Genomic DNA, 15,379 nt, shown 5'->3' with positions numbered 1-15,379 from the left:
AACCAAGGGCTCGTGAAACAAGAGCCCGGGTTAGAGATGAAGCCCCTCAGGTTCCGCAAAATGTCTGAGTGACGGTCTCTTCGGGAGCTGGCGGCGCTGCAAAAATCCCGTTTTCATGGGCACTGTCGAAAGGCTGGGTGACAGCCTCAAGCAGGGTATGGAACGGGGCGAAATCATTGTTATCGAGTGCGGCCGCAATGACGGCTTCAACCTGATGATTGCGCGGAATGATGGCCGGGTTGCTTTGCTCCATGAGTTTGATTGCCGCCTCGTGGGCCGCGGTGAGCAGGGCGGGGTCAATGGCCGGCTTTTTACCGTTGAGCTGATCTTCGTCAGTGTCCTGGGCAGTGTCCTGAGCATCCTGAATAATTTCCGCCTGCAAGTCGATTCGTTGTTGCCAGCGCAGATGCCAGTCGTACAGTTTGCCGCCAGGCGCAAACGGGTCACTTGCTGAACGATGTGTCAGTTGTCGGAAGGTAACCGTGAAATCCAGAGCATTGTTTTCCATCAGAGTCAGCAGGCTGCTGATCAGTGCCAGGTCATCATCTTGCTCGGTGGTCAGGCCCAGCTTGGCTCGCATACGCTGCAGGTAATAAGCAACGAAGTACTCATCAAAGCGGTTGATGGATGCTTGCGCCAGTTTCACCGCTTCTTCCTGGTCTTCGTGCAGCAGTGACAATAGGCATTGCGCAAAATTCACCAGATTCCACTGCGTGATGCGTGGTTGATTCTGATAGGCGTAGCGTGCGCCACGATCAATTGAACTGAAGACCTTGTCTGCAGAATAGGTGTCCATGAACGCACAGGGGCCATAATCGATAGTGTCACCACTGATCGATGAGTTATCGGTATTCATGACACCGTGTATGAATCCGATGGATTGCCAGTGAGACACCAGTGAGGCCTGTGCTTCGATAACGGCATCCAGTAGCGCCAGGGTTGGATTCTCAGCCTGTGCCGCTTCAGGGTAATGACGGGCAATGACGTGCTGAATCAATTGCTCGATAGCTGTCTGGTTTTGTCGGGCAGCAAAATACTGAAAGGTGCCGACGCGAATATGGCTCCTGGCAACTCGTGTGAGAATCGCACCAGGCAAGGCACCCTGTTCGCGCATAACGTGATCGCCAGTGGTCACAGCCGCCAATGCCCGGGTGGTGGGGACGCCCAGAGCCGCCATGGCCTCGCTGACGACGTATTCACGCAAGACCGGACCTATCCAGTTGCGTCCATCACCGCCGCGAGAGTAGGGTGTGCGCCCAGCGCCCTTGAGCTGTATATCGCGACGAACACCCTGTGTGTCAATCACCTCTCCGAGCAGCAGGGCACGACCGTCACCCAGTTGCGGCACCCAATTGCCGAACTGATGGCCAGCGTAGGCCATGGCAATAGGGGTGGAATCCGGGTGTACCGAGTTGCCGGCAAGCAGGCTGATGCCAGCCTCACTGCGTAACTCACTGGCTTCGATTCCCAGCTGTGCAGCGAGCTCATCATTGACGATGATCAGCTCAGGGTGGCTGACGGGGGTTGGGTTCAGGTGTTGATGGAACTCCGGTGCCAACGCTGAGTAGCTGTTGTCAAACGGGATGTTCACTGAGTCGGGAGTCGACGGCATGATAACCTGCAAGTTCTCGGGTAAGAGGGGATACGTTCCACCTTACCCGAGAACCGCAAGCCTATCAAACAAGCATCGGTTTGCCTGTCGCAAAGCGTTGAATCAAGCGTGCCTGATTCAGCCTTTGAGTATGGCTGCGTGATGCTCCAGATGATCCTCGATCACGCTGGCGATGAACCAGTAGGAATGATCGTAACCCGGTTGAATGCGATAGTTCAGCGACTGACCGGCCTTCTGGCAGGCGTCGATGAACAGTGCAGGTCGCAGTTGTTCTTCCAGGAACGGATCCGCATCACCGGTATCAACCAGAATGTGAGCCTTGCTGGGCTGCTTGCCAACCAGCTCAGTTGCATCATAGTCCGACCACTGACTGCGATCATCACCCAGATAGGTGGTGAAGGCCTTTTCGCCCCAGGGTACCTGCGCAGGGGATGCTATAGGGGAGAGTGCAGATACAGAGCGAAAGGTCTCAGGGTGCTTCAGATGCAGAGTAAGAGCACCGTGGCCTCCCATGGAATGACCCATGATGCCTTGTCGATCGGCATCACCAGCAAATTCCTTGAACACCAGTGCTGAGAGCTCTTCGACAAGATAGCGATCCATGTGAAAGTGGGTTGACCATGGTTCTTGTGTCGCACTCAGGTAGAAACCGGCTCCCTGTCCCAGGTCGTAGGCATCATCGTTAGGCACATCGTCGCCACGCGGGCTGGTGTCAGGTGCAATGATCATGACGCCCAGTTTCGCAGCGATACGTTGCAATCCTGACTTTTCCATGACGTTAGACCAGTTGCAGGTCAGGCCTGAGAGGTACCAGATAACCGGAACTTTCTCAGTTGAGCCTGCCGTTACTTGCGGTGGTGTGTACACCGCAAATTGCATCGGGCATTGGCACAGTTCGCTGTCGTGCTGATGCACAGACAGCTTGCCGCCAAAACTTGTCCAGCTGGAAATTGTTTCCATCAGTACAGCACCACACTCCGGATACCTTCACCGGTGTGCATCATCTCAAAGCCCTTGTTGATATCTTCCAGTGGCATGGTGCTGGTGATGAGGCTGTCGATATCGATGCGACCTTCCATATACATATCCACAATCTTTGGCACATCAGTTCGACCTCGTGCACCACCGAAGGCAGTACCGCGCCAGGAGCGGCCAGTAACCAGTTGGAAGGGGCGTGTGGTGATCTCTTTACCAGCGCCTGCAACGCCGATGATGATACTTTCACCCCAGCCCTTGTGACAGCACTCGAGGGCTTGACGCATGACGTCGACATTGCCGATGCATTCGAAAGAATAATCAGCGCCGCCGCCTGTCAATTCGACCAGATGACCGACCAGATCAGCGTGATCTTTCGGATTGACGAAGTCGGTCATACCGAACTTGCGGCCCACCGCTTCCTTGGCAGGGTTCATGTCGACACCGATGATCTGTCGGGCACCCACCATGCGCAGACCCTGGATAACGTTAAGACCAATGCCGCCCAGGCCGAAAACAACAGCTGTGGAGTTAGGCTCGACCTTGGCGGTGAACATGACAGCGCCGATACCTGTGGTGACACCACAACCGATGTAGCAGATCTTGTCGAATGGAGCGTCTTTACGTACCTTGGCCAGAGAGATCTCGGGCAGAACCGTGTAGTTGGAGAATGTGGAGCAACCCATGTAGTGCAGAATGGGCTTGCCCTTGTATGAAAAACGAGAGGTGCCGTCGGGCATGACACCCTGGCCCTGGGTGGTCCGCACTTTCTGGCACAGATTGGTTTTTGGGTTGAGGCAATATTCGCACTCACGACATTCTGCGGTATACAGAGGAATGACGTGATCGCCAGGTACCAGACTGGTCACGCCCGGGCCGACTTCCAGCACGACGCCAGCGCCTTCATGGCCGAGAATTGCCGGGAATGCACCTTCAGGATCTGCACCTGAACGGGTAAATTCATCAGTATGACAAAGACCGGTTGCCTTGATTTCTACCAGGACTTCACCCGCTCTTGGTCCTTCCAGGTCGACCTCGACAATCTCTAATGGTTTGCCCGCTTCGAAAGCTACTGCTGCGCGTGTTTTCATGGTTTTTGTCCCGTGAGTCCGTCATCGAATGATCTGGCATTGTAGTCGTTCAAGGATTGCAACGGTAGGCCTGAAACCACCGATGCAGCGGCCTCTGGTACTAAATGATAAGAGCCACAACACGGTAAATGTCGTTCCAGCGATGGTTCGCATACACTGTGGCAAATCACACTGCGAGCAAGTTGCAAAATGAGCACTATTGGTATCGGTATTATCGGCGCGGGCTAAAGGCCCTCAGAGGCTGGCGGCGAGGAGGCGGCCACCATTGATGATCATGCGCAATGCCTGTGTCGTTTTGCATCAGGGGTTATGGGACATCTGTATTTCAGTGATGTCTCCACGGGGCGCAAGATGGGTTATGCCTATGAAATCAGTGGCAGTAAGGGGGCTATTCGTTTTGATCAGGAAGATCAGAATGCCTTGTGGTTGTACAAAATGGAAGGTCCGGAGAGTGAGCGTGGTTTTCGCAAGATTCTGACTAATCCTGATCATCCGGATTACGTGAATTTCTGCCTGGGACCGGGGCATGGTACCGGCTATCAGGACCAGTTGATCATCGAGGCGCGTGACTTTCTGGCAGCCATCCATGCCGGGCAATCGCGTTGGCCGACATTTCGTGATGGCATGGAGGTGAATCGTGCCATTGATGCGGTTTGGGCATCAGTGGAAGGTTCGCGCTGGGTTGATGTGTAGGTCGCCTGAAGATGATGGTGTTCGAGTCGGTGACGAGCGGCGTGACTCGTCACCGATTACCGATTCAACTTCTGCTTTTCATTGCCTGCTGTCTACGAGCAGGTTAAAGCATCATGCCCTTGATAGTGAAGAAGAGCATGGCTGCAAGGAGGCCGGATACGGGGACGGTAATGACCCAGGCCGCTGCTATCTTGAGCAAAGCCGAGCGCTTGACCAGCTCATGTCGGTAGGTTTTCTTGAGAGTTCGTCGTTCTTTCTTAGTCAGTGCGATAGAGCCTTTGTTACGTTTGAGCTCCCGAATCATGTGCCCTTTCTGTGCCAGAGGAGCGGCTTCGAATTGCGCCAGATAAGCTTCTATTTCCTCATGATCAGCGCCCTGATGATGGTGTTCGATTTCGACCACCATACCGGCATAGTGAGACTTGATATATTCGCGTAGAAAACCAACGCCGAACACTGCGCCTACCGCAATATGCGTCGAGCTGACGGGCAATCCGAAATGTGTGGCGATAATAACCGTTATCGCCGCGCTCAGTGCGATGCAATAGGCCCGCGTCTGATTGAGCTCCGTGATTTCAGAGCCCACGGTGCGAATCAGTTTCGGTCCATACAAGGCCAGGCCCAGAGCAATACCGCAAGCACCGATGAGCATCACCCAGACAGGAATGTGCGCCTCGCTGGCGAATTGCCCGGTACTGATCGCCTCACTGATGGCTGCCAGAGGACCGACTGCGTTCGCAACATCGTTGGCGCCATGAGCAAAACTGAGCAGCGCTGCAGCAAAAATCAGAGGTACCATGAATAGTTTGTCTATCGCCTCTTTGCTATTGTCCATGGTCTTGGCTGAACGTCGTACAGTAACCTTGCTGATGAGGAGAACAATAAGGCCGATCGCCAGACCAACAAGCAGGGCACCGGTCAAGTCGGTCTTCCAGATTTTCTTCAACCCCTTGAGAACAAGATAGGTTCCAAAGGCCCATGCCATGAAGCCTATCAGCAGAGGCACAATGCGCTTTGCGGCAGCGACGCGATCTTCCTGGTACATGATGGTTCGTTTTATCAGATACAGGAATGAGGCAGCGATGATTCCCCCCATGAGTGGCGAAATCAGCCAGCTGATAACAATCTGACTGACCTTGCCCCAATCGGCTATTCCGAGTCCACCAGCCGCAATACCGGCACCCAGAACACCTCCTACGATGGAGTGCGTCGTGGAGACCGGGGCTCCCATCACCGTCGCCAGATTCAGCCACAGAGCGCCGGCCAGCAGAGCCGCCGTCATGACCCAGATGAAGGTATCGGTATCGGCAATCAGATCAGGGTTGATGATGCCGCTTTTTATCGTGCCAACGACATCACCCCCGGCGATCAGTGCGCCTGCAGCTTCGAATATGACGGCAATCAGAATTGCACCAGTCAAGGTAAGGGCATTGGAGCCAACGGCAGGACCGACATTGTTTGCAACGTCATTGGCACCAATGTTCAGTGCCATATAGCCGCCTATCATGGCGGCAATGACCAACATATTGTTGACGCCATGGGTGAGAGAGCCGACGAACAGAACGATGCCGACGATGAACAACAGTGCAGTTCCCAACCTGAACAACTCATGGCGCCCTGTTGAGGTTGCGTGTTCTATTTCAGCAATTTTTTCCAGTTCCATATATGTAATCAATATCCTTGTTAGCTGGCGCTATCAGATGAGGTAGGGGAGAAATTGCAGGTATGAGAAGCAGGAGGCGACATTGTTTGCTGCCACCTTCGACCGTACCACCTATATTGGCCAAGTCTGCGACAGCTGGACTCAAACCATTGATGCGGATCAATGATTTTGAAGGTTGACGCGATCAGGGTATTTTACCGGAGCTTTTTGGCGTTCGCTCACGGGAGTTCAAAGAAAAATGAGCTATATCTCTGGTAACAGAAAATCAGGCACTCTGGAGCCGGTCAGTGGCTGGTGTGCGCACAGCAAACCAAAGTGATTGCTACCATTGCCCAGCAAACCAATCTTCTTGCACTTAACGGCACGATCGAATCTGCCAGAGCAGGAGAGTATGGCAAAGGCTTTGCTGTGGTGGCGAATGAAGTCAAAGAACTTGCCAAGGAAACGGCAAAAGCCACTGAAGAGATCGATAACAAGATTCGCTCGATTCAATCAGACACCAAGGGGGTTGTTACGGCCATCAGCGAAATCGCAACTATCGTCAATCAGATGAATCAATTCCAGGAATCTGTGGCCGTCGCTGTAAAGGAACAAACAGCAGTAACAGAGGAAATAACTCGCTCTATTCAAATTGCCGCAAAGGGAAGTACACAAACTGCCGATAGAGTGGGACTGGTGGCACAGGATAGTGAGAGCGTACGAGCTGGTGCTGATCAGGAAAGTTCAGCCGTTCGTGAACTGGATGCCTTGTCGGCTACATTAAGTGATCTTGCCAATCACTTCAAGATATCGATGAGATAGATCGCGTTTTGCGATACTGGAGAGCTTGTTGCACCCCGTCAGTGAATCGACAATGAGGGGTTGATAGTGCCTATAATTACGATCTAGTGGACGAGTGCCGATCCATGGCAGTGCTGTCGATCCAGAATCGGGAATGTATCTTGATTCACTATTCGTTCATCTCAGGTTTGTCTTTAGTCTTATGGCCCTTACGTTTAAACAGCAGTGCGCGTTTGTTATCAAGCTCGGTGAGATGCTGCACAAATACGGCACACCGGCCTTCAGACTGGAAGCTCACCTCAAGACGGTTGCTGGCTATCTTGAACTGGATGGCTATTTCCTCGTCAGTCCAACAACACTGACTTATTGTCTGTGGATCAAGGGCGCACCAGACGATGATGTCTACAACTACTCCATGCGCGTAAGGCCCGGTGACCTGGATCTGGGCTCATTGGCTAGAACTGATGCTCTGGTGAACGATCTGGTTGCAGGAAATTGCACGTTGGAGGAGGCCAAAACGGGTCTGAAAACTATCGAAACTTCTGGCCCACCCTATCCGGAGCTGGTGACATTGTTGGCATACATTGTCCTGGGTAGTGCTTTTTCCATGATGATGCGTGGCAGCTGGAACGATGTGATGTGGGCGGGCGGGCTTTCCATGCTGGTCTATTCATTCGTTGTCTGGTCGGGTAAGTCGCAGCGCATTTCCACCATGCTTGAGCCCTTGGCAGCCACGGTGGTTGCCGTTATCGCTGTGGCTGTCAGCAGGTTTGATCCCGGTGTCAACCAACCACTGGTCGTACTGTCCAGCATTATCGTATTTGTCCCGGGCCTGTCACTGGCTATGGGATTTCGAGAGCTGGCAGAGCGGGAACTGATATCCGGTACTGCCCGGATTATGGATTCACTGATGGTGCTGTTCAAATTGTATTTTGGCACTGTTCTGGGCGTGGCAATCGGTGTGTTGATCTGGGGTGATACGTTCCCGGTCGACGAATACCATGTACCGCACTGGACCGTCTGGCCAGCCGTATTGTTATTGGCAAGCAGTCTGTCAGTGGTCTTCAAGGCACGCCTTGTTGACGCACCCTGGGGGATTGCTTCGGGTTTGCTGGCCTATGGGGTCAGCACTCTTGTGACTGACGCCTGGGGTACTACCCTGGGGGCGTTTCTTGGTGCATTCGTGGTTGGAGCGTATGCCAATCTGTTTGCTCGCTGGCGCAACGCACCAGCAGCTCTGGTGACCTTGCCGGGTATCGTCGTTCTGGTGCCTGGTAGCAAAGTGTATGTGGGCCTGGATGATGCGATCTCTAGCAACGCTCTGGGGATTGATAATATCGGCGTGCAATCATTCCTGCTGTTCATGTCACTGATTGCAGGGTTGGTATTTGCCAGTGCAGTGGTAGAGCCCAGAAAATCACTGTAGACATTCAGCTCGTGCTTGAATACCGAGGAAACAGGCTGGCTGTAACGCAGATGGCAAGGCCAGGAGTTTTTCACATCGTCTTATATGACGCCAATAACGCTGCGGTAGTCGTTTCAATGCGAAAATGGCGTCATGAGAAAACACAAAGACTTCATTTTCAGACTCTTGACACTGCTCCTGTTCAGTTGTTCGAGCGCTGTCATGGGGCAGATGCTTGAGGATCCATTGGACCGGTTTCCAGAGCCACAAGCCAACTTTCAACAGCACATCAAGGAAGTACGCGCCTACTTGCTGGACACTCAGCTCGAGAGGCGACAACCTGGCGATGTCGAGTACAACGTACCGTTTGAATTGAGCGCCAGTGCCAAGGTGCCCTTTCGCGGAAAGTATCTGCTGATCCATGGTCTGAATGACTCGCCGGCCGTTTGGCGTGATGTAGCTGCCTCATTGGCGCAGCGCGGTTTTGACGTTCGAGCCATACTGCTACCCGGGCATGGCAATACGCCAGAAGCCCAGTTGAATGTCTCCTATCTGCAATGGCTTGACGCTGCCAGAACTCAGCTTGAATACTGGCGCTCACCTGACATGCCGATCTACCTGGGTGGTTTTTCGCTAGGAGGGGTGCTCGCAACCATTCTCGCTCTTGAGAGCGATGGTATTGATGGCCTGTTCCTGTTCGCACCTGCTTACAACAGCTCAAGGGTAGGGTTGCTGCGTTGGGCATCGCTTGTCTCGTACTTCAAGCCATGGGTGTTCGGTGGGATGATTATCGAAGATAATCCTACCAAATACAATTCCATACCCATTAACGCGGCAGCTCAGTACTACAAGGCTGCGAAGTATCTGCAAAATCTGTGGAATGAAAAGCAGAACCGCAAACGGTTGACGATGCCGGTGCTGATAGTGGAAACACTGGACGACTCGGTGGTAAACGTTGATACAACCCGGAAAATATTTGCAACGCGTTTCAGCTCACCTAAACGACGTCTGGTGCTTTACGGCAATGAAGAGACAGAGCCAGGAGAGTACGAAATAGTCCGATCGAGCCGATACCCGGAACATCGAATTCTGAATCAATCGCATATGGGAATGATGCTATCCCCACAGAATTCGCTTTTCGGAGCCCTGGGTACGCAACTGGTCTGCAATGGAAACGAATGGAAGGTGTTCAGCGCCTGTCTCTACTATTCCGGGGGGACTCGCTGGCGTGGGGCTGAGGGGGCTGAATCACCTGATGGGGTGCCTGTAGCTCGCACTACCTACAATCCTGATTTTGATGCTGTGATGGCTCTGCACGATCAGGTTTTCGCCACAGAGCTGCAGTAGTTATCGAGTTGTTCGTAACAAACTGATTACTTCATACGAGGATCAGTGGTGAAGGGAATAGACAGTCCGTTTCAAGTCTCAATAGACCCTATGAATCTACTGTACGGACTGTCTGTCACAACAACCAGGCTTAATTCATCAAGACTGTAGAGACGCCAGACTGTCAGTCAGGGAGGTGGTTGCACGTCCTAACAGGCGGCTTAGATCACCGCTGTCATCCGCTAGCCAGCCATCAGCTACCTGCTTCTGAGCATCGGCCAGAATGGCTGCAATGCTATCCGGTAGCCCGGCTTGTACCAGGTTGCTGGCGAGCTCTTCAGTCTCGATATTTTCATATATGACTTCACCGTCACCGAACTTGCTGATTTCGTTTGCGTATTGTTGCAGCGTGAATCCAGCATCACCTGCCAGTTCATAGATCTTGCCAGCCTGTTCCTCTGTGGATGTTAATACAAGGGCTGCAGCCTCGGCATAATCCTGTCGTGCCGCGGTATCCCATCGGCCCTGTCCGGATGCACCTGCTAACTTGCCGCTTTCCAGCGTATTGTCAAGATTGCCCAGAATGTTTTCGGTGTACCAGCCGTTACGCAGAATGACTGCCGGCAAACCGGCGGCCATGATAGCCCGTTCGGTAAGCTTGTGTTCCTGAGCGAGTAGCAACGGCGATACATCGGCCTTCAACAGACTGGTATAGGCAAATAACTCAAGGTCTGCTTTTTGAGCCGCATCAATCACCGCTGTATGCTGTGGAAAACGCTGTCCTATTTCACTGCCCGAAATGAGCAGTAATTTTCTGACCCCGGCAAGAGCAGGCAGTAATGTCTCAGGCTTGCTGTAGTCGGCAATACGAACCTCCACTCCTAGCGCTTGTAGCGCCGCAGTCTTGTCCGGATTGCGAATCAATGCCACGATATTGCTGGCATCTGTTCTGCTCAGCAGGCTATCAATGACTAACCGGCCAAGCTGTCCATTGGCTCCCGTTATTGCAATCATGGTTGTCTCCTTTGAAAGACGTTTTGTTGAAATCAGGTTCATTATGGAGAATAATGGTCGATCTCATAAGTGGTTCAATGCAAGACGGACAGTTCGGATAATGAGTACAATCGATTTCAGTCATCTGCGCCTGCTGGCGATTTTTGCAACGGTCGTGGATAACGGCAGTTTTGCGGCAGCGGCTCGCCGCTTGAACAGTAGCCGGTCACGCATCAGTGAACAGGTGGCGGTTCTGGAATCGAGTCTCGGTACTCGCCTCCTGCAACGTTCTACGCGACAGCTGAAGATTACTGATGAGGGCAAACTGGTTTATGAGCAGGCAAAACAACTGACGGATATTCTCGATCAGGTGGAATCTGCGGTGACGCCTGCATTGCCACGTGGACGAGTGGCAATCACCATGCCCCATGATATTGCTCACAAGTTCATGTTGCCGGTATTGAAAGATTTTCGTCAGCGCTACCCGGAGATTCAGCTTGATCTGATCCCGGATGACTCACGTGTGAACCTGATAGGTGAGCAGATTGATCTGGCCATTCGTGTTGGTATCCCCAAGGATGAATCCATTATTGCCAGAGTCATGCACGAAGAGCGGTTAGCTCTATTTGTCAGCCCGGACTACCTGGATCATGCTGGCTCTTTGAAAACGCTGAAAGATCTGGAAAAATGCCACTGGATCCTGTTGAATCAGCTGGATCACGGAGGCGTGCAACATCTGCGCAAAAACGGCAAGACGGTTGAAATACGTCCCACCACCTTCTATCGCTGTGATTCACCCTTGCTGGTGCAGAAGATGGTTATTGAGGGATTGGGCATTGGCAGTTTGCTGCCAAGTTCCGTTGAGCAAGAGATCGACAGTGGTCAATTACTGCGCATCTTTCCCTCTCTGAGCAGTGAGTTGTTGGTGTTTTCCCTGGTCTATCCGTCTCGACGACAGGTTCCTCAGCGCGTGCGTGCGCTCATTGATTACCTGCTGGAGAAGAAAATATTCACGAAGTCCATTTGAGGTTGGAGACAGGATTTCACTGGCCAGAATTCTTGAGCGGTCTGCCAACCGCGTCAGCGATACTTGCTCAGAACTCGATACGGTAATGAATCTGCAGCTGTCTGAGCGTAGTGAGCCAAGGCTTCCATCGTTGTCTCTGAGGATCAGGAGCTTGCCTTGACCGGAGTTTGGAGCGTCTCGTTGCGAGGCGTTGCCAGTGCGAAGCTTGTCAGTGCCAACAGTCCGGCAGTGACCATGACCAGGGCCATTGGCAGTGCATCGTATTTGCCTCCCAGGCCCACCAGTGGAGAGGCAATACCACCAAGAGTGAACTGTAAGGCACCCAGGAGTGCTGAGGCGGTTCCCGCATTGTGCGTTGCCTGGCCGATTGCCAGAGCACTGGCGTTGCCGAGAACCATGCCGATTGGTGCCACTGTCATGAAAATTGCGGGGGCCATTATCATAGGTCCGGCGCCTGCAAGTACACAGATAAAGACCAGTATTATGCTTGCCTGCATGATAGCGAGGCCGTAGGTCGTAAGTCGGCGAGGACCTACAGTGCCAACCAGCCAGGCGGAAAGAACGCCTCCCAGAATCATGGCACTGGCGTTAATGCCGAAAGCAATGGAATAGGCTGTCGGTGAGAATCCAAGGATGTTCTGATAAACAAAGGGTGAGGATGCGATATAGCTGAACAACACCATGAAGGTGAAGCCTGTTGTCAGTGTGTAGCCGACATAGCTGCGGTTGTGTGCCAGTGAGCGAATGTTTGTCCATAGCTCTGTTACTCCACCGCTTGTACGTTGCTCCTGTGGCAGGCTCTCCTTGATTAGGAAAAAGACGCCGACCAGTGAGATGACAGACAGCAGAGCGATCAGGGCGAAAATTGCACGCCAGCCGGCAAATGTAACGATGCCTGTACCGACGATGGGAGCCAGAACCGGGGCCAGACCGCCGATGATCATCATTAACTGAAATAGCCGGGCTGAGGCAATTTCATCGGCTGACGAATCAGTGATGATGGCGCGCGCCAGTACCACGCCTGCCGCACCGCCCAGACCCTGCAATGCACGCAATGCAATCAATGTGTGGATATCTGTGGCAACAATGCATAGTGCCCCTGCAACAATGGCCAGGGAAGTACCGATGATCAGAGGCTTGCGTCGTCCATAACGATCCGATAGCGGACCGATCAATAGCTGTCCGATTGCCAGGGCAACGAGAAAGCTTGTCAACGTCATCTGGATCTGTGCTGCACTTGCTCCAAGGTCTCTGGAAATCAGTGGAAATCCAGGCAGGTACATATCCGTTGCCAGCGGCGCTACGGCAGACAGCAGGGCTAGAACCAGTATCGAATAAAGTGCAAGTGGCTTGCTGTTGATGGGAGTAGTGCTTGGGTTCATGATCAATCTCTTGTTTTATCGCCGGGCACTTGTCCACCCAGTGCCAGTCTGAGTTCTTCGGTCAGCTCAAGCAGCATCAGCGCCTTTTTGTGGCCGATCGTCTTTTCGATGTATTCATCCATCTCTTTCCAGGTTTGGTGAATACCCTTCAGTTGTGATTTTCCAACCTCTGTCAGGCTGAGTACGTCACTGCGTCGTTCGTCCGGATGTCGAGCGCGGGAAATCAGTCCCAGTTTCTCAAGCCGAGTCACCATCGTGCTCATGCTGCCCGCCGTGACGTAGATTTCCCGAGCGAGCTGAGCCTGCGAGACGCTGCCCAGAATGTCCAGGGCGCTTAGAACCCGGGCTTGTTTGGGACGAATGTCAAGCGGTGTCAGCTTCTCGCGAAGTCTGTCTTCGACCAGATCTGCTGAATGGAGCAGTGCGTGAAATTGATAATCGTGTTGTTTGTGCATAGGGCGGTATGATGCAGGCAAACAGTTTGGATGCCAATGGTTGGTATAGAAACTATCTAGGTAGAAATTGTCACAAATGGCATCGTTTGCATGGCCACCGCACGCTCCAGAGGTGGCCTGCGGTATTAATACTGTCGGGCACTATTGCTCATGAATCAGCATCGGCTGTAAGCTTCTCATCTATTAGATAAACGACATCAGGCTGCATGCCGCGGTTCCAGAATGTGTGAGTACCGTTTGCATAGCTCTGCCTGATGCGACTTCTGAGGAGAGTTGCCATGAAGCCTTACCACCTGCTGTTCCCCCTTGTCCTGGCGATGCAGCTGGTTGCCTGCAGCAGTAGTGATGACTCCGCATCGCTACCGAGCGAAGGTGGGGGTGAGCCGTCAGAACCGTCAGAACCGTCAGAACCGTCAGAACCGTCGGTGGTTCTGGAAACGCCTGACTATCGCGGGGAGCTGGCTTTTGCCAGCACACTCCAGGTCGACCTGGAACCCATGATTACCGAGGCGGGGTTGAACCGTGTCGACAGCTACCAGATGTCTCGTGACGGGAAAACGATCAGGGCAGATGTACTCAACGATGAAAACGACGTTACCGCCATTGCTCTTGTAGACACCGTGACAGGTGCGTCCAGCTGGCTGGTGACTGACATCGGAAAGAACACCCGTTTATTGTTCGATTCTGAGAATACGCCGGTTGCCGTTATAGGAATTGCCTGCGTCACCGTATCTTACACAGCGGCTTTCAATGACAGCTTGGCTGATCTTTCAACGCTGAGCCCTGAGAATCGGTGTATCTACAAAGACACTGATCAATCCGCTGATGGCAATGTTGTGCTGTTCAATACCTATGATCCGCTGGATTTGACTCAGTACAACACACCTAATAGCACCACGTTGCATGCCTATACGCTGAACTCGGCGAACCTTGTTGACTACCCAGATACCAGTCTTGATATCGATGGTGTGCTGCTTGCGCCGCGTCTGTCTGGCGTCAGTTACCAAGGCTATGAGTTCAGTGATGATGGCCAACTACTTTTCAGCCAGCAGTGGTGGGAAGGTACGGACAGCGATGGAAGCACAGTACGTCAGGTTGGAGCCACACTGTGGAACACCGTGACTGGTGAATGGCTAGTTCGCGGCCTGACGGCAGATCTTAGAGGATGCACTATTACTGACAAGGTTGATTGCCTGCCGCCGTACTCCTATACCTTGTCCGCTGACGGCAATGAGCAATACTGGGAGGTGCCCGTGGGCGAGCGTTTTGAAAACCGTCCACCGTGGGAGAATTTCGCATCATCAGTCAAACATTCCCAGACGGATTCAGCGGTTGAATTCCCAGTCGAAGGCGCTGGCAATGTTCAATCCATGATCACCAACAAGGATGGGAATCAGCTCGTGTTCTTTGCAGGTTCCTACGACGAAAGCACAACCGCCGGCTACCAGCTCTATCAACGCAGCAGTGATAAAACGATTTCGCTGAATCGCGCCTTGAATGCCTGCCCATTGACCGATGAAAACGGAAACGAGTTAGACGAGTCAAATTGTCAATACACCTCTGTCCCCGGAGCCATCACCAGCAAAGCTGAGCATTACACTTCTAATGCTCAACACGTGCTGTTTCTCTACATCAGTCGATTTTCTGCCGAGTCTGAACAAGCAGTCGATCACTTTCTTCTGGATGTAGAAGATGCTGCCATGTACTCGCTACCTGAGTACTTTGCTCAACGTTCCGAGTGGATAAGCGGTGACGCCTCAGTGTTGATGGCGGTTAGCGACTCTGCGGAGGCCAGTCTGTTGATCGGCAGACGGTAGAGCAGAGAGTACGGACAACCCCCCGCCCATTCAAGCCTTGCCTGACTTCTAATTGTAATAGCCCACGCCTACAACCATGCCACCTACCTCGCTGACATAAGCTGATTTGTCTTCGAGCTGGTTGGTTTGTGGATTGAGCCACTCGTACTTTGCTACTCCC

General features: G+C 52.8%; 12 protein-coding genes and 1 pseudogene. 6 read left to right on the top strand and 7 right to left on the bottom strand.

Features of this window, described 5'->3' with window-relative positions:
* Positions 1 to 46 precede the first annotated feature (46 nt).
* The 3 genes from IMCC3135_RS23475 to IMCC3135_RS23465 all read right to left on the bottom strand — a co-directional run bounded on the left by IMCC3135_RS23475 (position 47) and on the right by IMCC3135_RS23465 (position 3,678).
* A complete protein-coding gene (locus tag IMCC3135_RS23475) occupies positions 47 to 1,612 on the bottom strand; it encodes a protein adenylyltransferase SelO (RefSeq protein ID WP_088919807.1) in 1,566 nt (521 codons plus the stop codon).
* 117 nt (positions 1,613 to 1,729) lie between these two features.
* Positions 1,730 to 2,572, bottom strand: a complete 843-nt coding sequence (gene fghA / locus IMCC3135_RS23470; RefSeq protein ID WP_088919806.1) for an S-formylglutathione hydrolase — start codon at positions 2,570 to 2,572, stop codon at positions 1,730 to 1,732.
* The gene (locus tag IMCC3135_RS23465) at positions 2,572 to 3,678 is read right to left on the bottom strand and encodes an S-(hydroxymethyl)glutathione dehydrogenase/class III alcohol dehydrogenase (protein ID WP_088919805.1); all 1,107 of its coding nucleotides are present in this window, start codon (positions 3,676 to 3,678) and stop codon (positions 2,572 to 2,574) included. The genes fghA and IMCC3135_RS23465 overlap by 1 nt, the downstream gene beginning before the upstream one ends.
* Before the next feature lie 264 nt (positions 3,679 to 3,942).
* Between IMCC3135_RS23465 and IMCC3135_RS23460 the strand changes: the two genes are divergently transcribed.
* Positions 3,943 to 4,371, top strand: coding sequence for a Gfo/Idh/MocA family oxidoreductase (locus IMCC3135_RS23460; protein WP_257790431.1), 429 nt, complete (start codon positions 3,943 to 3,945; stop codon positions 4,369 to 4,371).
* Between the two features lie 103 nt (positions 4,372 to 4,474).
* On the opposite strand, the gene IMCC3135_RS23455 is transcribed toward IMCC3135_RS23460, so the two are convergent.
* Positions 4,475 to 6,034: an inorganic phosphate transporter gene (locus IMCC3135_RS23455; protein WP_088919804.1), complete on the bottom strand. Its 1,560-nt coding sequence runs from the start codon at positions 6,032 to 6,034 to the stop codon at positions 4,475 to 4,477.
* A gap of 315 nt (positions 6,035 to 6,349) precedes the next feature.
* On the opposite strand from IMCC3135_RS23455, the pseudogene IMCC3135_RS23450 reads away from it, so the two are divergent.
* From IMCC3135_RS23450 to IMCC3135_RS23440, 3 genes and pseudogenes are all read left to right on the top strand, one after another.
* Positions 6,350 to 6,835 (top strand): annotated as a pseudogene (locus IMCC3135_RS23450) (methyl-accepting chemotaxis protein); the annotation flags it as partial.
* A gap of 181 nt (positions 6,836 to 7,016) precedes the next feature.
* Positions 7,017 to 8,240, top strand: a complete 1,224-nt coding sequence (locus IMCC3135_RS23445; RefSeq protein WP_088919802.1) for a threonine/serine exporter family protein — start codon at positions 7,017 to 7,019, stop codon at positions 8,238 to 8,240.
* A 132-nt stretch (positions 8,241 to 8,372) separates the two neighbouring features.
* On the top strand, positions 8,373 to 9,566 hold the full coding sequence (locus IMCC3135_RS23440; protein ID WP_088919801.1) for an alpha/beta hydrolase: 1,194 nt from the start codon (positions 8,373 to 8,375) through the stop codon (positions 9,564 to 9,566).
* Positions 9,567 to 9,704: 138 nt separating this feature from the next.
* Here the strand turns inward: IMCC3135_RS23440 and IMCC3135_RS23435 are convergent, their stop codons facing one another.
* Positions 9,705 to 10,559, bottom strand: coding sequence for an SDR family oxidoreductase (locus IMCC3135_RS23435; protein ID WP_088922027.1), 855 nt, complete (start codon positions 10,557 to 10,559; stop codon positions 9,705 to 9,707).
* Positions 10,560 to 10,659: 100 nt separating this feature from the next.
* Here IMCC3135_RS23435 and IMCC3135_RS23430 point away from each other — a divergent pair, with 100 nt between their 5' ends.
* Positions 10,660 to 11,565 (top strand): LysR family transcriptional regulator, encoded by a 906-nt coding sequence (locus tag IMCC3135_RS23430; protein WP_088919800.1) that lies wholly within the window; start codon positions 10,660 to 10,662, stop codon positions 11,563 to 11,565.
* Between the two features lie 143 nt (positions 11,566 to 11,708).
* Here the strand turns inward: IMCC3135_RS23430 and IMCC3135_RS23425 are convergent, their stop codons facing one another.
* The gene (locus IMCC3135_RS23425) at positions 11,709 to 12,947 is read right to left on the bottom strand and encodes a multidrug effflux MFS transporter (protein ID WP_088919799.1); all 1,239 of its coding nucleotides are present in this window, start codon (positions 12,945 to 12,947) and stop codon (positions 11,709 to 11,711) included.
* Between the two features lie 2 nt (positions 12,948 to 12,949).
* Positions 12,950 to 13,402, bottom strand: coding sequence for a MarR family winged helix-turn-helix transcriptional regulator (locus tag IMCC3135_RS23420; RefSeq protein ID WP_088919798.1), 453 nt, complete (start codon positions 13,400 to 13,402; stop codon positions 12,950 to 12,952).
* Positions 13,403 to 13,680: 278 nt separating this feature from the next.
* On the opposite strand from IMCC3135_RS23420, the gene IMCC3135_RS23415 reads away from it, so the two are divergent.
* Positions 13,681 to 15,219, top strand: a complete 1,539-nt coding sequence (locus IMCC3135_RS23415; protein WP_088919797.1) for a hypothetical protein — start codon at positions 13,681 to 13,683, stop codon at positions 15,217 to 15,219.
* Positions 15,220 to 15,379: the final 160 nt, after the last annotated feature.

Source organism: Granulosicoccus antarcticus IMCC3135, from assembly GCF_002215215.1.
GTDB lineage: Bacteria > Pseudomonadota > Gammaproteobacteria > Granulosicoccales > Granulosicoccaceae > Granulosicoccus > Granulosicoccus antarcticus.
This window is presented reverse-complemented; position numbering and strand designations above follow the sequence as displayed.